Source organism: Amycolatopsis sp. NPDC049868, from assembly GCF_044461365.1.
GTDB lineage: Bacteria > Actinomycetota > Actinomycetes > Mycobacteriales > Pseudonocardiaceae > Amycolatopsis.
Genome location: NZ_JBITKV010000001.1, coordinates 1,547,324 through 1,568,900 on the forward strand (window position 1 = coordinate 1,547,324; position 21,577 = coordinate 1,568,900).

At 69.2% G+C, this 21,577-nt stretch carries 19 protein-coding genes; 12 read left to right on the top strand and 7 right to left on the bottom strand.

The annotated features are described in order from the left end of the window. Positions 1-119 precede the first annotated feature (119 nt). From ACIBTM_RS07375 to ACIBTM_RS07410, 8 genes are all read left to right on the top strand, one after another. The gene (locus ACIBTM_RS07375; protein WP_395875648.1) at positions 120-908 is read left to right on the top strand and encodes a GntR family transcriptional regulator; all 789 of its coding nucleotides are present in this window, start codon (positions 120-122) and stop codon (positions 906-908) included. Further along, a complete protein-coding gene (locus ACIBTM_RS07380; protein WP_395875649.1) occupies positions 905-2,158 on the top strand; it encodes a PTS transporter subunit EIIC in 1,254 nt (417 codons plus the stop codon). The genes ACIBTM_RS07375 and ACIBTM_RS07380 overlap by 4 nt, the downstream gene beginning before the upstream one ends. Before the next feature lie 40 nt (positions 2,159-2,198). Then, positions 2,199-2,465 carry an HPr family phosphocarrier protein gene (locus ACIBTM_RS07385; RefSeq protein WP_395875650.1) on the top strand — a complete coding sequence of 89 codons (267 nt, stop codon included), beginning with the start codon at positions 2,199-2,201 and terminating at the stop codon, positions 2,463-2,465. 59 nt (positions 2,466-2,524) lie between these two features. After that, complete coding sequence (locus ACIBTM_RS07390; RefSeq protein WP_395875651.1) at positions 2,525-3,346, top strand: serine hydrolase domain-containing protein; 822 nt, start codon at positions 2,525-2,527, stop codon at positions 3,344-3,346. 332 nt (positions 3,347-3,678) lie between these two features. After that, the gene (locus ACIBTM_RS07395) at positions 3,679-4,698 is read left to right on the top strand and encodes an iron ABC transporter substrate-binding protein (RefSeq protein WP_395875652.1); all 1,020 of its coding nucleotides are present in this window, start codon (positions 3,679-3,681) and stop codon (positions 4,696-4,698) included. Positions 4,699-4,760: 62 nt separating this feature from the next. Further along, a complete protein-coding gene (locus ACIBTM_RS07400; protein WP_395875653.1) occupies positions 4,761-6,200 on the top strand; it encodes an ABC transporter permease in 1,440 nt (479 codons plus the stop codon). Next, complete coding sequence (locus tag ACIBTM_RS07405; RefSeq protein ID WP_395875654.1) at positions 6,197-7,213, top strand: ABC transporter ATP-binding protein; 1,017 nt, start codon at positions 6,197-6,199, stop codon at positions 7,211-7,213. The genes ACIBTM_RS07400 and ACIBTM_RS07405 overlap by 4 nt, the downstream gene beginning before the upstream one ends. After that, positions 7,210-9,663 carry an AMP-binding protein gene (locus ACIBTM_RS07410; protein WP_395875655.1) on the top strand — a complete coding sequence of 818 codons (2,454 nt, stop codon included), beginning with the start codon at positions 7,210-7,212 and terminating at the stop codon, positions 9,661-9,663. Before ACIBTM_RS07405 ends, ACIBTM_RS07410 begins: the two co-directional genes overlap by 4 nt. On the opposite strand, the gene ACIBTM_RS07415 is transcribed toward ACIBTM_RS07410, so the two are convergent. Then, positions 9,597-10,538, bottom strand: coding sequence for a D-2-hydroxyacid dehydrogenase family protein (locus ACIBTM_RS07415; protein WP_395875656.1), 942 nt, complete (start codon positions 10,536-10,538; stop codon positions 9,597-9,599). The genes ACIBTM_RS07410 and ACIBTM_RS07415 overlap by 67 nt on opposite strands. A gap of 48 nt (positions 10,539-10,586) precedes the next feature. On the opposite strand from ACIBTM_RS07415, the gene ACIBTM_RS07420 reads away from it, so the two are divergent. Both ACIBTM_RS07420 and ACIBTM_RS07425 read left to right on the top strand, forming a co-directional pair. Further along, positions 10,587-10,922 carry an NIPSNAP family protein gene (locus ACIBTM_RS07420; protein WP_395875657.1) on the top strand — a complete coding sequence of 112 codons (336 nt, stop codon included), beginning with the start codon at positions 10,587-10,589 and terminating at the stop codon, positions 10,920-10,922. Positions 10,923-10,942: 20 nt separating this feature from the next. Further along, a complete protein-coding gene (locus tag ACIBTM_RS07425; RefSeq protein WP_395875658.1) occupies positions 10,943-11,572 on the top strand; it encodes a maleylpyruvate isomerase family mycothiol-dependent enzyme in 630 nt (209 codons plus the stop codon). Positions 11,573-11,575: 3 nt separating this feature from the next. Here the strand turns inward: ACIBTM_RS07425 and ACIBTM_RS07430 are convergent, their stop codons facing one another. Continuing rightward, on the bottom strand, positions 11,576-12,775 hold the full coding sequence (locus ACIBTM_RS07430; RefSeq protein ID WP_395875659.1) for an endonuclease/exonuclease/phosphatase family protein: 1,200 nt from the start codon (positions 12,773-12,775) through the stop codon (positions 11,576-11,578). A 159-nt stretch (positions 12,776-12,934) separates the two neighbouring features. Between ACIBTM_RS07430 and ACIBTM_RS07435 the strand changes: the two genes are divergently transcribed. Continuing rightward, a complete protein-coding gene (locus ACIBTM_RS07435; RefSeq protein WP_395875660.1) occupies positions 12,935-13,357 on the top strand; it encodes a hypothetical protein in 423 nt (140 codons plus the stop codon). Between the two features lie 17 nt (positions 13,358-13,374). After that, the gene (locus ACIBTM_RS07440) at positions 13,375-14,043 is read left to right on the top strand and encodes a TetR family transcriptional regulator (protein ID WP_395875661.1); all 669 of its coding nucleotides are present in this window, start codon (positions 13,375-13,377) and stop codon (positions 14,041-14,043) included. Positions 14,044-14,100: 57 nt separating this feature from the next. Here the strand turns inward: ACIBTM_RS07440 and ACIBTM_RS07445 are convergent, their stop codons facing one another. The 5 genes from ACIBTM_RS07445 to alaS all read right to left on the bottom strand — a co-directional run bounded on the left by ACIBTM_RS07445 (position 14,101) and on the right by alaS (position 21,502). Beyond that, complete coding sequence (locus ACIBTM_RS07445) at positions 14,101-15,354, bottom strand: GrpB family protein (RefSeq protein WP_395875662.1); 1,254 nt, start codon at positions 15,352-15,354, stop codon at positions 14,101-14,103. A 348-nt stretch (positions 15,355-15,702) separates the two neighbouring features. Further along, positions 15,703-16,560, bottom strand: a complete 858-nt coding sequence (locus tag ACIBTM_RS07450; protein ID WP_395875663.1) for a shikimate dehydrogenase — start codon at positions 16,558-16,560, stop codon at positions 15,703-15,705. Further along, the gene (mltG, locus tag ACIBTM_RS07455; protein ID WP_395875820.1) at positions 16,547-17,992 is read right to left on the bottom strand and encodes an endolytic transglycosylase MltG; all 1,446 of its coding nucleotides are present in this window, start codon (positions 17,990-17,992) and stop codon (positions 16,547-16,549) included. Before mltG ends, ACIBTM_RS07450 begins: the two co-directional genes overlap by 14 nt. A 350-nt stretch (positions 17,993-18,342) precedes the next feature. Continuing rightward, positions 18,343-18,846 carry a Holliday junction resolvase RuvX gene (ruvX, locus tag ACIBTM_RS07460; RefSeq protein WP_043848020.1) on the bottom strand — a complete coding sequence of 168 codons (504 nt, stop codon included), beginning with the start codon at positions 18,844-18,846 and terminating at the stop codon, positions 18,343-18,345. Then, positions 18,839-21,502, bottom strand: coding sequence for an alanine--tRNA ligase (gene alaS / locus ACIBTM_RS07465; protein WP_395875664.1), 2,664 nt, complete (start codon positions 21,500-21,502; stop codon positions 18,839-18,841). Before alaS ends, ruvX begins: the two co-directional genes overlap by 8 nt. Positions 21,503-21,577 lie beyond the last annotated feature (75 nt).

The following is a 21,577-nucleotide window of genomic DNA, read 5'->3' on the forward strand; positions in this document are numbered from 1 at the left end:
CGTGCGACGGAGCATCCTGCCCCATCGGATCATTGGTCTAGACCGGAACGTACCAATCTTCCGGACCAGATGCGAGTACGGGTTACCCAACCGAACAGCCCGAAAGGACGGTGACCGTCATGAGCGCTTCGGCGCAGCTGCCGCCGTCCGACCGTGTGATCAACGGACCGACGCCCAAGCACGCCCAGTTGCGGGAGATTCTGCGCCGCACGGTGGAGCGTGAGCTACCCCCCGGCTCTCCGATCCCCTCGGAACGTGACCTGGCCGAGACCTACCAGGTGTCCAGGCTCACGGTCCGCTCCGCGATCGGCAAGCTGGTCGAAGAAGGACTCTTGTCGCGGGTGCGCGGCAAGGGGACGTTCACCGCCGCGAGGCGGATGGAACTGCAGCTCTACCTGATGTCCTTCACCGAGGACATGCGCCGTCGCGGGATGACCCCGACCACGGAGGTCGTCAAGACCGCCACCGAGGTCCCGCCCGCCCCTTCGGCGCACGCCCTCGGCCTGGCCGCCGGGACCCCGGCGCACCACCTGGTCCGGCTTCGCCGTGCCGACGGGGTGCCGCTGGCGGTCGAACGCGGCTGGTATCACGCGGGCCGGATGCCCGGTCTGCTCGACCTCGATCTCACCCGATCGTTGTACGTCCAACTCGCCCAGTCGTACGACCTGCGCCCGGACCACGCGTGGCAGACGGTCTGGGCCGAATCCGCGGACCGCGAAACGGCACGCCTGCTCGGCATGCGCGCGGGCAGTCCGCTTCTCGTCTTCCGCCGGGTCTCCAGCGTCAACGGGGAGCCGATCGAAGACATGACTTCCTGGTACCGGGGCGATCACTACCAGGTCACCATGCAGCTGGACCGGAACACCCCGGAGTCCGGTCATCATCCTCACTACGGAGGTACCCGATGAGCTCCACCACCGCGGAGGGGGCGAAGAGCAAGGGCAAGGGACTGGCCGGGCTCCAGCGCTTCGGCCGCAGCCTCATGCTCCCCATCGCCGCTCTCCCCGCCGCAGGCCTCCTGTCCAGGCTCGGCCAAGACGACCTGCTCGGCAAAGACGGGCTCGGCTGGGACAAGGTCGCCGCGGTCCTCGGTTCCGCCGGCGACTCCCTCTTCAACTGGTTGCCGCTCCTGTTCGCGGTGGGTATCGCCGTCGGCTTCGCCCGTAAGAGCGACGGTGCCACCGGCCTCGCCGCCGTGGTCGGCTTCTTCGTGTTCACCAGTGTCCTCCGGGTGTTCGCGCCGTTCGCCGATCTTCCCGGCTGGAACCCCGAAAAGCCCGCGGGCCTGATGCTCAACCCGCTCAAGTGGCCCTACAGCGTGCTGGCCGGTGTGATCGTCGGTCTGGTCACCGCGCTGCTGTGGCAGAAGTTCTATCGCATCAAGCTGCCGCCGTACCTGGCCTTCTTCGGCGGCCGCCGGTTCGTGCCGATCATCACCGCCCTGACGCTGATGATCCTCGCGGTGCCGCTGGGCCTGGTCTTCCACTGGGTCAACGACGGCATCCAGGCCGCCGGTGAGGCGGTCACCGGCTCTCCCGTGGTCGGTGGCGGTATCTACGGCATGCTCAACCGCTTGCTGATCCCGGTCGGTCTGCACCAGCTGCTGAACGTGCCGGTGTGGTTCATCTTCGACGGCGGCGATCTGACAGAGTTCTTCAAGGGCGACCCGACCCGCGGCACCTTCATGACCGGGTTCTTCCCGATCTTCATGTTCGCCATCCCGGCCGCGGCGCTGGCGATCTGGCAGACCGCGAAGCCCAGCCAGAAGAAGATCGTCGGCGGTGTGATGATCGCCGGTGCGCTGACCTCGTTCCTGACCGGTGTCACCGAGCCCGTCGAGTTCTCGTTCATGTTCGTGGCGTGGCCGCTGTACCTGATCCACGCGGTACTGACCGGTACCTCGCTGGCGCTGGTGAACGCGCTCGACATCCACCTCGGGTTCTCCTTCTCCGCCGGTGCGATCGACTTCGCGCTCAACAGCACCCACCCGGCGGCGAGCAAGGCATGGCTGCTCATCCCGATCGGCCTGGCCTACGGAGTCATCTACTACGTGGTGTTCCGCTTCGTGATCAAGAAGTGGAACCTGCGGACCCCCGGCCGCGAGGACGACTCGATCGAGGCCGACCTCGAAGCCACCGCGGCCAAGCCCGCAAAGTAGTTTCAGCTCAGCAGAAGCAAAGGCACGAAAGGGAAAGAACATGCCGGAGAAACGCGTCACCGTGGCCAGCAAGGTGGGCCTGCACGCCAGGCCCGCGGCGACGGTCGCCAAGGCGGCCGCGGCGCAACCCGTCGCGGTGCGGATCGCCAAGGCGGGCGGTGACCCGGTCGCGGCCGGCAGCGTGCTGAACCTGATGACGCTCGCCGCCGGCTACGGCGACGAGGTCATCATCAGTGCCGAGGGTGAAGGGGCCGAGGCGGCCGTCGACGCCATCGCCGAGCTGGTGGCGACCGACCTCGACGCCTGATCCCCATCCCTGCGAAGCCCGGGCCGCCCCGACCGGCCCGGGCTTCGTAGGGTGTGGGCATGGAAAGCGTGCGTGGGATCGAACAGTGGCCGGTGGACAACGCCGCCACGGCCGTGGTGACCGCCGCCGGTGACGTGCTGGGCACGCACGGCGACACGACGAAGGTGTACCGGCTGGCGTCGGTGACCAAACCGCTCACGGCTTACACCGCGCTGATCGCCATCGAAGAGGGCGTCGTCGAACTCGACACCCCCGCCGGGCCGGAAGGCTCCACGATCCGGCATCTGCTCGCGCACACCTCGGGCCTGGCCTTCAACGAGCACAAGGCGATGGCCGCGCCCGGCAACCGGCGCCTGTACTCCAACGCCGGATTCGAACAGCTCGCCGACGCGCTCACCGAGCATTCCGGCATCCCCTTCGCCGACTATCAGGCGGAGGCACTCTTCCAGCCGCTGGACATGAAGGCGACCAAGCTGACCGGATCCCCCGCTTCGGGCGCGGAGTCCACTGTGGACAACCTGGTCGCGTTCGCCGCCGAACTGCAGGCACCGAAGCTGATCGCCGCCGAAACGGTGCGCGAGGCGACTTCCGTGGTCTTCCCCGGGCTTTCCGGTGTCCTGCCCGGCTTCGGCCACCAGAAGCCGAACGACTGGGGCCTCGGCTTCGAGATCCGGGACCACAAGAGTCCACATTGGACAGGCTCGTCGAGCTCGCCGCGGACTTTCGGCCACTTCGGGCAGTCCGGCACCTTCCTCTGGGTCGATCCCGACGCGGGCGCCGCCTGTGTCGCGCTCACCGACCGCGCCTTCGGCCCGTGGGCGGCCGAGGTCTGGCCGCCCTACACCGACGCCGTACTGGCCGAGCTGGGCAAACGCGGTTAGGGCCAAGGGCGTCTTAGGTACCTCTGGATTCCGGCTGCGGCTCGCCACATTCACCCCATACGCCCCAGCAGCCACAGCGGTCACAACTGCCGCGCGTGAAGACCTTCGCAAGTACATGAAGGCCCCCATCCTTGCGCCTAAGTACAGGAAGGGGGCCTTCATGTACCTAGGCGGCCCACCGGGTCAGGAAGCCACACGAAACCCGGCCATCACTCGAATGAGTGACGTGACCGAGGTTGCATCACGCAATGGCCACGATGCCTTGTCAGCCCATTAGGTGAGCTTTACCTTAGCCGCGGCACAACCGTGGGGGCTGACCGAAGGAGGACCCCGTGGCTGTGGGCCGAGTAGCCGTCGTTCTGTTCATCGCGGCGATGCTGACGACTTCCGTCGCCGCCTGCGACAGCGCGGAGGAATCCGACGCGCTGGTGATCTACTCCGGACGCAACAAGGAACTCGTCGGCGGGCTCCTCGACCGGCTGAAGCAGGCCACCGGGACCCCGGTCGAAGTGCGCTACGGCGGCAGCGGGGAGATGGCCGCGCAGCTGCTCGAAGAGGGTGAGCGGACCCAGGCGGACGTCTTCTTCGCCCAGGACGCCGGAGCACTCGGCGCGGTCGCGGGCCAGGGCAGGCTCTCGCCTCTCCCTTCAGACGTCCTGGACCTGGTGCCCGCCGGGTATCGCGCCGACGACGGCCGCTGGGTCGCCACCTCGGCCCGGGTCCGGGTGGTCGCCTACGACCCCCGCGCGGTCACCGAAGCCGACCTGCCGAAGAGCCTCGACGACATCGTCGACCCGAAGTGGAAAGGCCGGCTGGGGTTCGCCCCGACCAACGGTTCCTGGCAGGCGTTCGTGACCTCGGTCCGGGTCCTCAAGGGCGAGGACTTCGCCCGCGACTGGCTGCGCCGGTTCGCCGCGAACGAACCGAAGCGGTTCGACAACAACGTCGCGATCCTCAACGCCGTCAACGACGGCCAGCTGCCCGCCGGGTTGATCAACCACTACTACTGGCACGCCAAGGTCGCCGAGGCGGGCGCCGGCGCGGTGCGGGCGAAACTGCACTACGTCCATGGCGGCGACCCTCTCGGGCTGGTGAACGTCGCCGGGGCCGGTGTCGTGGAAGGGACCGACCGGAAGGACGCCGCGCTGAAGGCCGTCCGGTTCCTGCTTTCCGAGGAGGCGCAGCGGCACTTCGCCGACGTCACCGCGGAGTACCCGGTCGTCTCGACGGTGCAGGCGTCGAAGCACCGGCTTCCTCCGCTCACCGAGCTGCACGGTCCCGACATCGATCTCTCCAAACTGTCGTCGCTTCAGCAGACCGTCGCGCTGCTTCAGGAAACGGGATTGTCCTGAAAGGCGTCTTCCGAGCCGCCCCCGCACTGACGACGCTCGGTGTCCTGGTCGCGGCCGCGGCGGTGACGCCGCTCGGCTACCTCGCGGTCCGCTCGTTCGACCGCGGGGCGGGCGAGGTATGGCGCGTCCTGTGGCGGTCCCGCACCTGGGACCTCGCCGTGCGCAGTGTCGCGCTGGCGGTCGCGGTCACCGCGGCCTGCCTGGTACTCGGCGTGCTCACCGCGTGGCTCGTCGTGCGCAGCGATCTGCCGGGGCGCCGGTTCGCCGGGATCCTCCTGGTGCTGCCGCTGGCCGTGCCGTCGTACGTCGCCGGGTTCACCTGGCTGGCGCTCGCCCCCGGGCTGACCGGTTTCCAGGGCGCGTTCCTGGTGCTGACGCTGGTGTCGTACCCGTATGTACTGCTTCCCGTCGCGGCGGCGCTGCGCACCGCGGATCTGGCGGTCGAAGAGGTCGCGCGGTCGCTGGGCCGCACGAGCACACGGACGTTCTTCTCGGTGACCCTGCGGCAGATCCGGCCCGCGGCCACCGCGGGCGGGCTGCTGGTCGCGCTGTACGTGCTGAGCGACTTCGGCGCGGTCTCGCTGATGCGGTTCGAGGCGTTCACCCTCGGCATCTACACCAGCTATCGCGGGACCTTCGACCGGACGCCCGCCGCCATCCTCGGCTGCGTCCTGGTCGTCCTCGCGATCCTGCTGACCGTCGGCGAACGGCGCGCGCGGGGCGCCACCGGCGGCCGAGGGGAACGCGAACCCGTTCGCGTTCCCCTCGGCGGGGCGAAGATCCCGGCGGTGGCCGGGACGGCGGCGGTGCTCCTGCTCGCCCTCGGCGTGCCGGTGGCCAGCCTCGTCCGGTGGCTGGTCGCGGGAAGTTCGGCCGCGGGCGGCGATCTGCTCTCGACGACCGGGAACACCGTGGCGGTGGCGGCCTTCGGCGCGCTCCTCACCGTCTTGTTCGCCCTTCCGGTCGGGATCCTCGCGGCACGGCACCGGGGACCGCTCGTCCGCGGGATGGAACTGGTGAGCTTCGCCGGGCACGCGCTGCCGGGTATCACGGTCGGGCTCGCGCTGGTGTTCTTCGGGATCCGCGTGCTGCCGGAGCTTTATCAGACGACGTCGATGCTGGCCTTCGCCTACGCGGTGCTCTTCCTTCCGCTGGCGGTGAGCGCGGTGCGGACCGCCGTCGCGCACGCGCCACCGGTACTGGAAGACGTCTCACGCTCGCTCGGGAAGGGCCGCACGGCCACCCGGCTGCGGGTCACCGTGCCGCTGGCGGCTCCGGGCATCTTGGCCGGCGCGGCGCTCGTCTTCCTCACCTGCGCCAAGGAACTGCCCGCGACCCTGCTGCTCCGGCCGACCGGGGTGGACACGCTGGCCACCGAACTGTGGACGAAGACCGAGATCGGCGCCTACGCCGCGGCCGCGCCCTACGCGGCGGTCCTGCTGGTGGTGGCGGCCATCCCGGCCGTCGTCCTCGACCGGTTCCTGCGAGGAGTGACGCGATGAGCGGCTTGGACGTGAAAGGCCTGATCGCCGGGTACGGACCGGAACCGGTGCTGCGCGGGCTGGATCTGCGGGTTCCCGAGGGCGGGCTCGTGGCCGTGCTCGGGCCGTCCGGCTGCGGGAAGACGACTCTGCTGCGGGTGCTCGCCGGATTCCACCCGGTCCGCGACGGCGAGGTCCGCCTCGGCGGCAGGCTGCTCGCCGGCGGATCCACGCATGTGCCGCCCGAACGACGCGGCATCGGGATCGTGCCGCAGGAGGGCGCCCTGTTCCCGCATCTGAACGTCGCGGGCAACGTGGGTTTCGGGTTGTCGCGCGCCGGACGACGCGATGGCCGGATCGGCGAACTCCTCGATCTGGTCGGGCTTTCCGGTTACGCCGCGCGGAAACCCGGCGAACTGTCCGGCGGGCAGCAACGCCGGGTCGCGCTCGCCCGCGCGCTCGCGCCACGGCCGGGTGTCGTGCTGATGGACGAGCCGTTCTCCTCACTCGACGCGAGCCTGCGCGACGAACTCCGGGTGGACGTCCGCGCGGCGCTGCGCGCGTTCGGCGCGACGGCGTTGCTCGTGACGCACGACCAGGAGGAGGCGCTCGGCATGGCCGACCTGGTCGCGGTGCTGCGCGACGGTGTCGTCGCGCAACTCGGGACACCACAAGAGATCTACGCCCGGCCCGCCGATCTCGGTGTCGCGCTCTTCGTCGGGGAGGCGGTCACTTTTCCCGGTCACGCGGAAAACGGGACAGTGGAGACCCCGATGGGCAGGCTTCCCGTCCAGGGCTCCGGCAGCGGCACCGTCCTGCTGCGCCCGGAACAACTGCACGTCGACGCCGGCGGCGTACCGGCCACTGTGGACGATGTCCTGTTCCACGGGCACGACGCGACCGTGTTGCTGCGGCTCGCCGGCGGCGAGCGGGTGCGCCAACGTGTCCAAGGGCCGCTCGGGATCTCCCCCGGCGACGAGGTCCGCGTGCGCGTGTCCGGCCCTGCCTTGTTCTTCGCCGGGGAACCGGCATGACCAGGGCGGCCGGCCTCGGCTTCCTCGGCGATCTGGCGGTCCATGGCGACCGGACCGCGTTGATCGCCCCGGACGGCTCGGCGCTGACCTATCGGGAACTGGACCAGCGAGTGTCCACTGTGGCCGATCGGCTCGGCCCGGTTCGCAGGCTGGTGTTGCTGGCCGCCGCCAACGACGTCGACTCCCTGGTGGGCTACCTGGCGGCGCTCCGCGGCGGGCATCCCGTGCTGCTGGTCCCCCGCGGCCAGGCGGGCACGCTGATCGAGGGCTACGACCCGGACGTCGTCATCGACGGCGGCCTGACCGAACGGCGGCCGGGCACCGTGCACGAACTGCATCCCGAGCTGGCCTTGCTGCTTTCCACGTCGGGATCCACCGGTTCCCCCAAGCTGGTGCGCCTGTCGGCCGAAAACCTGCGGGCCAACGCCGCCGCCATCGCCGAGTACCTCGGCATCCGGGCCGACGACCGCGCCGTCGCCGCGCTGCCGTTGTCCTACTGCTACGGGCTTTCCGTGGTGAACAGCAACCTCCTGCGCGGCGCGTGCCTGCTGCTGACCGAGCGGTCCGTACTCGACCCCGCGTTCTGGACACTGGTGAAGGAACGGCGCGCGACGAGCCTGCACGGTGTCCCGCACACGTTCGCCCTGCTCGACCGGGCCGGGTTCGCCAGGCTCGAACTGCCCGATATCCGCTATGTCACGCAGGCGGGCGGCCGGCTCGATCCCGCGAAGGTGGCCGAGTACGCCGAACTCGGGCGGCGGCGCGGCTGGCGGTTCTTCGTGATGTACGGCCAGACCGAGGCCACCGCCCGGATGGCCTATCTGCCGCCGGACCTGGCGAGCGCGCACCCCACCGCGATCGGCCTGCCTGTTCCGGGCGGCGATTTCGACCTCGCCGAAGACGGGGAGCTGATCTATCGCGGCCCGAACGTGATGCTCGGCTACGCGCATACCCCGGCGGACCTGGCCTTGGGCCGGACCGTCCACGAACTCCCGACCGGCGACCTCGGACGGCGGAACCCGGCCGGACTGTACGAGGTGACCGGCCGCAAGAGCCGGTTCGTCAAGCCGTTCGGGCTGCGCGTCGACCTCGACCGGGTGGAACGCCTCCTCGCCGAAGCCGGGATCGAGGCGGTGTGCGCGGGTGACGACACCCGGGTGGTGATCGCCGTCCACCGGTCCGCCGAGCGGGCCGCCGCCCTCGTCCGCGCCCGGTTCGGCCTGCCGCCGTCCTGCGTCGTCGTCCGCCGTATGCCTGATTTCCCGTTGCTGCCCAACGGAAAACCCGACTATCCGGCCATCGCCGCGATCGGCGAACCGGCAAGCGCGGCCCCGGGATCCGTACGCCAGGCGTTCGCCGCCGTCTTCGGTCGCCGCGACATTCCCGGCGACGCGACCTTCGTCGGGCTGGGCGGCGATTCCCTCTCCTACGTCAGGATGTCGATCGCGCTGGAACGCCTGCTCGGACGGCTTCCCGACGACTGGCCCGCCACACCGGTCTCGGAACTCGAGCGCTTGCGCACGACACCCTCGCGGTGGGCGACCCTGGAGACCAACGTCCTCCTTCGCGCACTGGCGATCGTCTTCATCGTGAGCACGCACATGGAGCTGTTCACCGTTCACGGCGGCGCGCATCTGCTCCTGATCGTGGCGGGCTGGAACTTCGCCCGTTTCGTGCTGCCCGGCCCGGCGACGCGGATCGCTCGCGCCGCGCTGCCGATCGCCGTGCCCGCGATCGCCTGGCTCGGCTACCGGCTCGCCGTCACCGACGACGTGACGTGGACGAATGTGCTGCTGATCAACAACTTCACGCTCACCGGGGCATACGGGTACTGGTTCGTCGAAGTCCTCGTGCACGCGTTCCTGGCGCTGTCACTGGTGTTCGCGATCCCGGCCGTACGCCGTGCCGAGCGGGAGCACGGGTTCGCCACGGCGTTGGTCGCGCTCGGCGCCGGTCTCCTGCTCCGGGTGAGTCTCGGCGAGGCGCCGTCGTTCCCCGAACTGCACTGGACGACGCTCGGTACGGTCTGGTTCTTCGCGCTCGGCTGGCTCGCCCACAAGGCGCGCACGGGCACGCAGCGGGCCGTCGTGCTGGCGTTCGGTTTCCTGCTCGTCCCGGGGATGGTCGGCGACCCGCTGTGGGAGGCCGTGGTGCTGGGCGGGCTGGTGCTGGTGCTGCTCCAGCTCCGCGTTCCGGTGCCGGGGGTGGCGGTCGGCGCACTCGGGCTGATCGCGAGCGCGTCGCTCTACGTCTACCTGACACATTGGACGGTCTTCCCCGCCCTGCTCCCGTACCTTCCGGCGCCCGTCGTGCTGGCGCTCAGCCTGGCGGCGGGCACCGCCGTGTGGTGGACCGTGCAGCTCGTCACGCGCCGGGTGCGGCTCTACTCCATGACGCGGATCGGCGAACCCGCCTGGAAGGCCGCGATGTCCTCGACCGCGTCGCGGTAGAAGATCTCGTAGGCCTCCCGGGTGACGTAGCCGATGTGCGGGGTGAGCACGACGTTGTCCAGCGTCCGCAACGGATGCTCCGACGGCAACGGCTCCACGTCGTAGACGTCCAGCGCGGCGACCGCGATCTCCCTGCGGCGCAAGGCGTCCACCAGCGCGGCTTCGTCCACGATCGGCCCGCGCGAAGTGTTGACCAGCATCGCCGTCGGCTTCATCGCGGCGAGTTCGGGCGCGCCGACCAGCCCGCGGCTGCGGCCGCTGAGCACCAAGTGGACCGACAGGACGTCCGCGCGGGCGAACAGTTCGTCCTTCGACACCGCGATCACCCCGTGCGGGTCCGCCTTCTCCTGGGTCAGGTTCTGGCTCCAGGCGATGGTCTCCATGCCGAACGCCTGGCCGATCTTGGCCGCGCCGGCCCCGAGCCTGCCGAGCCCGAGCAGCCCGAGCGTCTTGCCGGACAGGATCGTGCCGACGGTGGTCTGCCAGCCGCCTTCGCGCATGTTCCGCGACTCCACCGGCACGTTCCGGGCGGCGGCGAGGATGAGCGCCCAGGTGTGCTCGGCCGCCGGGGCCGCGATGTACCCGGTGGACGAGACGACCACGCCGTTGCGCCGGGCGGCGGCCACGTCGATCGCGGCGTTGCGGTGACCGGTGCTCACCAGCAGCCTGAGCGCGGGCAGCCGGTCGAGGACTTCGGCGGGGAAGCGCGTGCGTTCGCGCATCGCCACCACGACCTCGAAGTCGCGCAGGCGGCCCACCACGTCGGCGGGATCCGCGAACGGCTTCGTGAACACCTCGATCTCGGCGCCGAGGGAGCCCCAGTCCCCGAAACCGAGCGCCACTTCCTGGTAGTCGTCGAGAATCGCGATCTTCATGGCCCCCAGGCTAGAGTCGGCACCGAAGCCATGCCTGGGGAGGCCACCGTGATCCTGGAAATCCGCACCTACCGGTTGAAGCCGGGGACGAGCGGGGAATTCCTCCGTGTGATGACCGAAGAGTCCGTTCCCCTGCTGGAGCGCGCGGGCCTGCGGGTCGTCGACTTCGGACGTTCGCTGGTCGCCGAGGACGGACACGAAGAGGCGTACCTGATCCGCGCATTCAGCTCTCTCGAAGAACACGAACGGCAAGAACGCGAGTTCTATGAGAGCGAGGCCTGGCTGACGGGCCCGCGCGAGGCGATCGTCTCGCGGATCGAGAGCTACCACACGATCGCCGTCGAGACCTCCGAAGAGGCGGTCAAGGCGCTCGAACGACGGTGAGCCGGAGACGAGGAGCAGGGATGCACGAAGGCGAGATCCTGGCCTGGACCGAGACCGAACGGCTGAGTTTCGCGGATCTGCTGGAGGGCCTCGCCGAGCAGGACTGGTCGGCGAAGACCCTGTGTACGGAGTGGACGGTCCACGCGATGGCGGGCCATCTCGCGCAGACCACCAGGAACCGGCTCAAGGACACCCTCGTCGGCATCGTGAAGGCCAAAGGCGACTGGGATCGGATGAACACCGGCCAGGCCATCGCCTACGGTGCCCGGTTCTCCCCCGCCGAACTCGTCGCCCAGATCCGCGAGGACGCCGCCTCACCGCGCCGCTCGCCCGGCGCCAAACCGATCGACCCGCTCGCCGACGTGCTCATCCACGGCCAGGATGTCGCCCGCCCGCTCGGTATCGCGCGGCCGATGCCGGAGGAGCCCGCCATCGCGGCGCTGGAGCATCTGCTCGTCAGCCCGTTCTGGGGCGCGAAGAAACGCTGCAAGGGTCTCCGGCTGATCGCCACGGACGCCGATTGGACCGGCGGAACGGGCCCCGAGGAGGTACGGGGCCCGCTCGTCGATCTGCTGCTGTCCGTGAGCGGCCGGAGCACCGGGCTGGCCACCCTGACCGGCCCGGGCGCGGCGCTGCTCGGCGCCCGCTGAGACCTACCAGCGCGGGACGAACACGTCGACGCGCACCAGGTGGTGGTCCGAGGCGTCGTTGAGCCTGGCCAGCGGTGATTCGGGCAGCGGCCAGAAGACCTCGGCACGCCAGGGGAACAGGCCCTTCGACGGCAGGACGTAGTCGATCCGCAGGTTCCCCGGCGCCTTGTCGTTGAAGTCGCCGGTGTCGAGGTACGGGTCGCCCTTCTGGCCGATGTTGGCGCCCGCCTGGTCCTGAGCGGCCCGTACGCCGCCTTCGCTGCCCGGCCGGGTCTCGATGACGCGCGGCGCGTTCAGCAGGCGTGAGATGGCGCCTGGGACGCTGTCGCCGTCGAGCGGGTCGGAGTTCTGGTCGCCGGCGATGACGAACTTCTCGTGTGCGCCCAGCCCGCCGCGGCGGCCGAGGTCGTCGTGGATGTAGCGGCCCTTGCCCGGGGTCACGTAATCCGCCCAGAAACGGATCTCGTCGTGGTTGCGGGTGCCGTTGCGGTCCTCAGGACCGTCGAAGGTGGGCGGGGTCGGATGCGACGCCAGGAAGTGCACGGTCGAGCGGCCGACGCGGATCGGAACGTCCCAATGGGACTTCGACGACAGGCGCAGCACGTCGAGCGCCTGCGGCGAGTACCAGTCGTTCGGCGCCGACGTGGCCGGGTCGTCCGGCAGCAACGCGCCCGGCATGTCCTTCCAGAGGAACTTCTGGAAGGTTCGCACGCTTTTGGTGTCGATCGGGTACTTGGACAGCACGAGCATGCCGTACTGGCCCTCGAAGAGTCCGAAGCCGTGCGCGTCGCCGCCGCCGCCGATCTGGCCGTTGCGGTCGAGGTCGAAGCCGGTCGCGACGCCGGTGTTCGAAGGCGCGGTGAAGGCGTACGGGTAGTCGATCGGGGCGGCGCCGTTCTGGCCGCGCTTCAGGTAGTTCTCGCGGAACAGGTCCGCGGCGCGGTTGCCGGGCACGTAGTCGAACTCGTTGATCAGCAGCACGTCGGGCCGGTTGCGCTGGATCACCTCGGCGACCTGGTTCGCCTGCGCGTTGCCCGGCTGCGACAGGTCGGTCACGAGCTGACCGGCGGCCCCGCGGTTGAGCGAAGCGTTGAAGGTCGCGAAGCGGACGTTCTGCCCGGCGGCGGCTTCCGCCGGTGTGGCGGCCGGCAGCGTGCCGGCCAGCAAGGCGCCCGAGGTGAGCACGGCGGCGATGCGTTTCACGGTCTTGAACTCCCCGTTTGTGCTTTGAAGACCACAGTTCGAGGCGACCTTACGCATCCATCGTGGCCGCTGGGGTGAGGTTCAGGTGAACAGCATCTCTTGAACGCGTTCAAAATCTGGGCTACGGTACTTCTTGAACACGTTCAAAAGGAGGTCCCCATGCAACCCGTAGTCGTGGCCTACGCCCTCTACCTGGTCATCACCGTGCCGTTGACCGTGCTGGTCGCCCGCACGCTGAGCAGGCACGGCAAGACGTTCCTGGAAGACGTCTTCCAGGACAAACAAGCGCTGGCGCATTCGGTCAACCAACTGCTCGTCGTCGGGTTCTACCTGGTCAGCCTGGGTTTCGTGACCCTGTTCCTGACCAGCGACGACACCGTCCTCGACGCGCGCGACGTCTTCGAGATGCTGTCGGTCAAGGTCGGCACCGTGGCACTCGTGCTCGGCGTGATGCACGTCGGGAACGTGCTGGTGTTCAACGGAATCCGGCGCAAGCACCTCAGCCACGCCACCGCGCGGCCCGCGCCGGTGCCGCCGCCCTACCCAGGCAACCCGGCGCCCGTTCCACACCCGGCGCCCTGACCGGATAACGTGCAGTGGTGGCGAAGAGTGAGGAAACCAGGTCACTGATCGTGGCGACCGCGTTACGGCTGTTCGCCGAGAACGGCTACGACCGCACGACCATGCGGGCCATCGCCGCCGAAGCGGGCGTGTCGGTCGGGAACGCCTACTACTACTTCGCCTCGAAAGACCAGCTGATCCAGGGTTTCTACGACGAGATCGCCAACGCGCACCTGACGAAGGCGCGCGAGACGATCGAAGGTGAGCGGGACTTCAGCGCGCGGCTCAAGACCGTCCTGCTCACCTGGCTCGACGTCGCCGAGCCGTACCACCGCTTCGGCAAGCAGCTTTTCGTCAACGCCGCCGACCCGGACTCGCCGCTGAGCCCGTTCAGCGAGGAGTCTTCGCCCGCACGGGACGCCTCCGTCGGCCTGATGCGCGAGGTCATCGCCGACTCCGACGTCAAACTCGACCCGGACCTGCGCGACGACCTGCCCGATCTGCTGTGGCTGTATCAGATGGGGGTCGTCCTGTTCTGGGTCCACGACCGGTCCGCCGGCCAGAAACGCAGCCGGATCCTGGTGGAGCGGACGGTGCCGCTGATCGCGCGATTGGTGGGGCTTTCGCGGTTGCGGGTGCTGCGGCCGGTCAGCCGGGAGATCGTTTCCCTGATCCGGGACCTCTCGAAGCGGGACGACGACGCTTGACGCGCGTTTAGTCCTCTGAATGCGTTGACGCATCCAGAGGACTAAACGCGGCGTGGGTCAGGACTCCCGGACGGTCCGGAAGTACAGGAACCGCGGCTCGGTCCGCAGCTTCGCGTACCACCGCGGGTCCGATTCGGCGATCGCCTCGTCCGGCATCGGCTCGACCAGCCTGTCGACGGCGAACCCGGCGTCCCGCACCGCGCCGAACGTCCAGCTCAACGGCCGCCGGTAGAAGTGGACCTTCTGCCCGGCCGGGAACTCGTCTTCCAGCAGTTCGAGCTGGAAGTAGTTCCGCTTGTCGAACCACCGCCAATCCTCGCCCGGATGATGCACAGAGAACACCAGGAGCCCGCCCGGTTTGAGCACCCGCCGGAACTCCGCGAGCGCCGGGCCCCACTCCTTCAGATAGTGCAGCACCAGCGACGCCGTGATGACGTCGATCGAAGCGTCCTCCACAAAGGACAGCGGCCGCGAAACGTCGGCCGTCTCGAACTTCGCGACGTCCCCGAACTTCTCCCTGGCGACGGCGACCATGCCCTCGCTGGCGTCGACGCCGAGGACGTCCGCGCCCTTCGCGGCGAGCAGGGCGCTCAGGTGTCCCGCCGCGCTGCCGACGTCCAGCACCCGTTTACCCGCCACGTCCCCGGCCAGCTCCACGATGGCGGGACGGTCGTAGTGGGCGTTGGTGCTGCTGGTTTCGGCGTGCGCCGCGTAGAGCCGCGCGAAACCGTCGTACTGGGCGGCACGCGCCCGTTCGATGATCTCGTCGATCACCTCGTTCTTCGCGTCGGCGTAGTGCTGGATGTACTTCCAGGTGCGCGATGCCAGTTCGCGTTTCTTGGCCTCGTAGAGCTTCAGTTCGTCCTCGTGCGCGATGAGACGGTCGCGGAAGAGGCGGTAGCGCTCGGTCTGGCCGTTGTCCGGCGAGTAGACGTGCAGGTTGACGTTCGTGTCCGGGCCTTTGAAGCAGCGGTGCTTCTCCCAGTCCGGCTCGCGGATGACGAGCTTGTAGCCCTCGGCCTCCAACTGCGGCACGTAGGCGGCTTCGTCGTCCGAATCCGCGACGATCAGCATGATGTCGATGATCGGTTTCGCGCAGAGTCCCGGCACCGACGTGGAGCCGACGTGCTCCAGGACCAGTGCGCGTTCCCCCAGGATCCCCCTGATGCGCTTGGCTTCCCGGTCGAACAGCTCAGGCCACTCCGGGTCGTATTCGGCCAGGGTGACGGTGGAGTTCAGTACCGGAGCCTCATCGACCCACGAGTTGTTGATGTCTTCTTCGGTGTAGTCGTCTCGATCGGGTTTAGGCATCGACCCCTTGTTCCTTCCTCAAGGCAGTCGGCCAGATTATCGAATCCGGGAGATCTTGTCAGGCGTTTTCACCGAAGAAGGTTTCGCTCACCGGTCCGTGAAGACCTCCCACGTCTGAGCAGGGCATATGCGAAGCGTCGAGGGCCGATCGTCCGGCGCGCCATCTGTCCATAAAGGACAACCTCTGGGTGGAATTTCTGTTTAGCGCCGGCTTGAGCGGTTTCGTTGCTGTTGTGCGTGGGCTGAAGGCATGCCAAGTCCGTGAAGGCCTCCTTGCCAACCCTGAGGGTAGTGAAGGAGGCCTTCACTACCCGCCAAGCCGTGCAACCTGGCCACCGGGAGATCTTGTCAGCCGATCGGCAGAGAAAGAATCCCGCCGGTCGCCTCACGCAGGGCGTCCCGCATCTCCGCCCGCGGCGCGGGCTGTCCGGTGAAGTACTCGGACTGCCCGAAAGCCTGATGCAGCAACATGTCCAGCCCGGTCGCGAGCCGCCCGCCCCGCTCGGCGACGGCTTCGGCGAGCGCGGTCGGCCAGGGGTGGTAGATGACGTCGAGGACGCATCCGATCCTGGACAGCTCCGCCAGATGCGGCCGGACGGCGTCCGGGGGCACGGTGTTCACCAGCACCGCGGAGCCGTCCGCGAGCTTCCCGAAGCCGGCGTCGGCCCAGCGCAGGACCTCGACGTCGAGCCCGGCCCGCTGAGCCGCCTCGACCGTTTCCGTCGCCCGCGCCGGATCCCGCACGACGAGCCGGACCGTCCGCACGCCGAGCGAGGCCAGCCCGACGACGGCCGCGGCGGCCGTCCCGCCCGCGCCGAGGACGACGGCGGCGTCGTCGGCACCGGGCGAGTACTCCCCCGCGATCCGCAGCGCCTCGGTGACGCCGTCGACGTCGGTGCAGTCCGCCAGCCAGCCGGTTTCCCGGCGCACCAGCGTGTTCGCCGCGCCGACGGCGGCCGCGCGCGGCGTGACCTCGCCGGCGTACTCCAGCGCGGCCCGTTTGCCGGGCATGGTCACCGAAAGCCCGGTCCACTCCGGACCGAGACCGTCGACGAACGCGGGCAGGCCAGGGCCGTCCATCTCGACCCGCTCGTAGGTCCAGCCGTCCAGGCCCAGCGCGCGGAAGGCGGCGCCGTGCAGGACGGGCGAGAGCGAGTGTTCGACCGGTTTCCCGAGGATCGCGGCCTTGCGGTCAGATGACACCACGCCTCACCGCGTCATCTCGGTTCTTCCGGTGGTCCTCGAAGGTCACCGCGAAGCAGGAGAGTCCGTTCTTCTCGCATTTGACGAAGAACAGCCACTCCCCCGCCGTCGGCTTCAACGCGGCCTGGATCGCCTCCGCGCTCGGCACCGCGATCGGGGTCGGGGTCAGGCCCACCGACTTGTAGGTGTTGTAGGCGCCCGCTTTTTCCCGTTCTTCGGGTTTGGTGAGCAGGGTCGGCCGGTCGAGGACGTAGTTGACCGTCGAGTCCATCTCAAGCCGCATCTTCTCGTCGATCCGGTTGTAGATGACCCGCGAGATCTTCCCGAAGTCGGCCTTCACCGCCTCGCGTTCGATGATCGACGCGATGATCAGCGTCTCGTACGGCGACTTGCCCTCGCCCTTCGACTGCTCGCTCAGCCCGGCGTTGAGGATACGGTCCGCCGACGTCTTGACGACGAAGGTGAGCAGTTCTTCGGCCGTCCAGCCGGGCTTGATGTTGTAGATGCCCGGTGCGATCAGCCCTTCGAGGCGGCGGTCCTTGTGCTCGGCCTTCGTGGCGGGCTCGACGGCCCACGCCGGGACGCCCAGTTTCGCCAGATCCGCGGTCTCGATCGTCTTGCGCAGTTCCTCGACCGGGAGACAGGTGCTCTTGCCGTTCAGGTCGGCGCAGGAAGCCTTGGACAGCAACGTGTACACCCCGGGCGTCACCTTGCCGTCGGGCTGGGTGATGTCGTGGAACTGGGTGTACGGCCGGATCTCGACCTGGCCGACCTTCGACGCGGGGGCGATCATCTTCTCGACCGCGCTGGCACCGGACATCTTCGTCTTCATGACGTAGTAGCCCTGCTGGAGCCGTGAAACGGCGGTGTTGTCCTCGCCCGCCTTCACGAACGCCTTGCCGCTGGCGACCACCCCGGCCGCCTGCAGCCGGTTGCCGATCGCCGACGTCGAGTCGCCCTTCTCCACCTCGACGAGGACGTCGCTCTCGCCGGCGCCCTCGTAGTCGTCGTAGCCGAAGATCTCGGTGAAACCGTAGTAGGCACCACCGGCGAGCAGGACGAGCACCGTCAGCGCGGCGATCCAGCCCAGCGCGCGCTTCTTCCGGCGCTTCTTGGGCGGCGGCCCCTGACGTTCCGGGCGCTCGTCCTCGATGCGTTCCGGCTCGGCACGGTCCTCGTCGTCGTAGTCCTCGTAATCCTCGTAGTCGTCGTACTCGTCATAGTCGTCGTACGCGTCGTCGCCGAAGATCTCGTTGTATTCCTCTTCGCTGCCTTGAGGCGGCGAAGAAGGAGCCGCACCGGGGCGCCGTGCCATCGGCGCCTCCTGGATCGCGGGGAGGATGTCGGTCGGCCGCTCGTCCGGGAGCGGACCGTCGTCCTCGCGGCGCCTGCGGCGGCCGGGACGGGGGGCCTCGTCCTGGGCGTAGGCGGGCATGCCGATACCCCGGTCACCCGGCTGGGGGGACCGCCGCTGCGGCGCTGGAGGTGGCGGAGGGACCGCCTGTTCCGGAGCCCGCCTTGCCGGAGCCGGACGCTGTACCTGCGGCTCGTCGGCGGCGCGCCGGACGCGCGGTGGCGGTTCTTCCGGCGACCGGCGGGCACGCGGCGGTTCTTCCGCCGGACGCCGCGCGGGCGGCTCCGACGGTTCCTCGCGGATATGCCGTCGTCCCGTCGGCTGGGGTTCGGGCCGTCGACGAGGCGGAGCCGGTGGCTGGATGGCCTCCTCAGGCTCCCGCAACCGTCGTCTACCGCCCTGACGGCGCTCGGGCCGGCCGTGGGGCTCGGTCATGTATCGCCCTTCCGTGCGCGATGTGCCGCTACCGCGTCGATCCACGCCTGCAGGATCTCGACCGCGGCCGCCTGATCGACGACGGCACGTTGCTTACGTCCCTTCACCCCACGCTGCGACAGCATCCTGGATGCCGTCACCGTGGTCAACCGCTCGTCGGCCAGTCGCACCGGCACCGGGGCGATCCTGGCGGCGAGCTTTCCGGCGTAGTCGAGTGCCGCTTCGGCCGCCGGGCCGTGACGGTCCTTGAGCGTCCTCGGCAGGCCGACGACGACTTCGACCACGTCGTGTTCCGTGACGAGTTCGACGAGCTGGTCGACGTCCTTGTCGCCCGCCGCGTCGCGAGTGAGGGTAACGAGCGGGCTCGCGAGGATGGGGTCGGGATCGCTGAGCGCGATCCCGACCCGGACGGATCCGACATCCACCCCGAGCCGCCTGCCGCGCCCCGGATCGGACTCCCCTGGCCGATCCGGGCGCCGCTGAGGGGCGTCGTCAGCCAACTTGGGCGACCGCCGCGCGCAGTGAGGCGATGGCCTGTTCGGCCCCGGCAGGGTTGGTACCCCCGCCTTGGGCCATATCCGGCTTGCCGCCGCCACGGCCACCGATCGCCTCGGCGAACGACGGGACGAGCTTGCCCGCCGCGACGCCCTTCTCCTGCGCCGCCTTCGTGGTGGCGACGACGAAGGCGACCTTCTCGCCCTGCGGGGCGAACAGCGCGACGATGCCGGGCCGGTTGCCGAGCCTGCCGCGGATGTCCGAAGCCAGCGCGCGCAGACCGTTCGAGTCGACGCCTTCGCCGAGCTTCTCCGCGACGACCGCGATCCCGCCGATGTCCTCGGCCTTGTCCGCGAGCGAGCCCGCCGAGCCGAGCACCTGCTGGGTGCGCAGCTGCTCGATCTCCTTCTCGGCGTTCTTGAGCCGGGTGAGCACGTCGTCGATCCGCGACGGCAGCTGCTCCGAGGGCACCTTGAAGGTGTTCGCGAGCTGCGAGACGAGCAGCTGCTCCTTGCGGACGTACTTGAGCGCGTCCGAGCCGACGAGCGCCTCGACGCGGTGCACACCGGAACCGATGGACGAGTCGCCCACCAGCTTCACCAGGCCGAGCTGGCCGATGCGGTCGACGTGGGTGCCACCGCAGAGTTCGCGGGAGTACTCGCCCATGTCGACGACGCGGACGTCGTTGCCGTACTTCTCGCCGAACAGCGCGACCGCGCCCAGTTCGAGGGCCTTGTCCTTCGTGGTGACGAAGGTGTTCACCTCGACGTTGGTCTGGAGGTAGTCGTTGACCTCCTCCTCGACCTCGGTGAGCACGTCGGCCGACACCCCGCCGGAGGTGGTGAAGTCGAAGCGCATCCGGCCCGGCGAGTTCAGCGAACCGGCCTGCGCCGCGCGCTTGCCGTACGCGCCGCGCACGGCGGCGTGCACCAGGTGCGTCGCGGAGTGCGACCGCTCGATCGACAGGCGGCGGTGCTGGTCGACCGAACCGGTCAGCGCGCCGCCGAGGGCGATCTCGCCGTCGAGCACCTCGACGCGGTGCACGAACAGGCCGGGCACGATCTTCTGCACGTCGTGGACCTTGAGCTCGACGCCGTCGCCGAGCAGCACGCCGGTGTCGGCGACCTGGCCACCGCTCTCGGCGTAGAACGGCGTGCGGTCCAGAACCAGCTCCGCCTTCTTGCCCGCGCCGACGCTGCGCACCGGGACGCCGTCTTCCAACAGCGCGACGACCTTCGCCTCGGCCTGCAGGTCGGTGTAGCCGAGGAACTCGGTCTCACCGTGCTGCTCCAGCACCTTGCGGTACTCGGACAGGTCGCCGTGACCGGTCTTGCGCGACGCCGCGTCGGCCTTCGCGCGCTGCCGCTGCTCGTTCATGAGCGTGCGGAAGCCCTCTTCGTCGACGGTCAGGCCCTGCTCCGACGCCATCTCCAGGGTCAGGTCGATCGGGAAGCCGTAGGTGTCGTGCAGCTGGAACGCCTTGTCACCGGCCAGCAGCGAACCGCCGGACCGCTTGGTCTCCTCGGCCGCGAGGTCGAAGATGCGCGAACCGCTGGTGAGCGTGGAGAGGAAGGCCTCCTCCTCGACGCGCACGACGTCCTCGATGCGGTCGAAACCGGAGACCAGCTCGGGGTACGTCGGGCCCATCGTGTCGCGGACGACCGCGGCGAAGGCGGGCAGCACCGGCTCGTGCACGCCGAGCAGGCGTGCGGAGCGGATGATGCGGCGGAGCAGACGGCGCAGCACGTAGCCGCGGCCGTCGTTGCCCGGGGTGACGCCGTCGCCGATGAGCAGCACACCGGTGCGGGCGTGGTCGGCGATGACGCGGAAGCGGACGTCGTCGGTGTGGTCGGAGCCGTAGCGGCGGCCGGAGAACTCCTCGGCGCGGCCGATCACCGGGCGGACGAGGTCGGTCTCGTAGACGTTCTCGACCCCCTGCAGGATCGTCGCGACCCGCTCGACGCCCATGCCGGTGTCGATGTTCTTCTTCGGCAGCTCGCCGATCGGCTTGTTGCCGTGCTTCGGGCTCTTGTCGCCCCGCACGTCCTGCATGAAGACGAGGTTCCAGATCTCGATGTAGCGGTCCTCGTCGGCGACCGGGCCGCCCTCGCGGCCGTAGCCGGGGCCGCGGTCGTAGTAGATCTCCGAGCACGGGCCGCCGGGACCGGGTACGCCCATGTCCCAGTAGTTGTCCTTGCCGTCACGGGACTGGATCCGCTCGCCGGGCAGGCCGGTGAGCTTCTTCCACAGGCCCGCCGCCTCGGCGTCGTCCTCGTAGACGGTCGCCCAGATGCGCGCCGGGTCGAGGCCGTAGCCGCCTTCGCTCTGGGGCTTGGTGATCAGCTCCCAGGCGTACTCGATGGCGCCTTCCTTGAAGTAGTCGCCGAAGGAGAAGTTCCCGGCCATCTGGAAGAACGTGTTGTGCCTGGTCGTCTTGCCGACCTCGTCGATGTCCGGCGTGCGGACGCATTTCTGGACGCTGGTCGCGCGCGGGTACGGCGGCGGGGCCTCGCCGAGGAAGTACGGCTTGAACTGGACCATGCCCGCGTTGACGAACAGCAGGTTCGGGTCGTCGAGGATCAGCGGCGCGCTCGGGACGCGCGTATGTCCCTTGTTCTCGAAATGGCTCAGAAAACGCTGGGTGATTTCGTGTGTTTCCACGGGATCGTCCTTGTATACGGGCTCGCGCGAATGCGCTGGGAATGCGGACAGGCGAGGACGGCGAAGGGCTGGGGT

Bases quoted from the DNA above. Each gene is read 5' to 3' on its own strand.
- ACIBTM_RS07380 (WP_395875649.1), top strand. From the start codon at position 905: ATGAGCTCCACCACCGCGGAGGGGGCGAAGAGCAAGGGCAAGGGACTG.
- ACIBTM_RS07415 (WP_395875656.1), bottom strand. From the start codon at position 10,538: ATGAAGATCGCGATTCTCGACGACTACCAGGAAGTGGCGCTCGGTTTC.
- ACIBTM_RS07375 (WP_395875648.1), top strand. From the start codon at position 120: ATGAGCGCTTCGGCGCAGCTGCCGCCGTCCGACCGTGTGATCAACGGA.
- ACIBTM_RS07410 (WP_395875655.1), top strand. From the start codon at position 7,210: ATGACCAGGGCGGCCGGCCTCGGCTTCCTCGGCGATCTGGCGGTCCAT.
- ACIBTM_RS07385 (WP_395875650.1), top strand. From the start codon at position 2,199: ATGCCGGAGAAACGCGTCACCGTGGCCAGCAAGGTGGGCCTGCACGCC.
- ACIBTM_RS07425 (WP_395875658.1), top strand. From the start codon at position 10,943: ATGCACGAAGGCGAGATCCTGGCCTGGACCGAGACCGAACGGCTGAGT.
- ACIBTM_RS07435 (WP_395875660.1), top strand. From the start codon at position 12,935: ATGCAACCCGTAGTCGTGGCCTACGCCCTCTACCTGGTCATCACCGTG.
- ACIBTM_RS07405 (WP_395875654.1), top strand. From the start codon at position 6,197: ATGAGCGGCTTGGACGTGAAAGGCCTGATCGCCGGGTACGGACCGGAA.
- ACIBTM_RS07445 (WP_395875662.1), bottom strand. From the start codon at position 15,354: ATGCCTAAACCCGATCGAGACGACTACACCGAAGAAGACATCAACAAC.
- ACIBTM_RS07390 (WP_395875651.1), top strand. From the start codon at position 2,525: ATGGAAAGCGTGCGTGGGATCGAACAGTGGCCGGTGGACAACGCCGCC.
- mltG (WP_395875820.1), bottom strand. From the start codon at position 17,992: ATGCCCGCCTACGCCCAGGACGAGGCCCCCCGTCCCGGCCGCCGCAGG.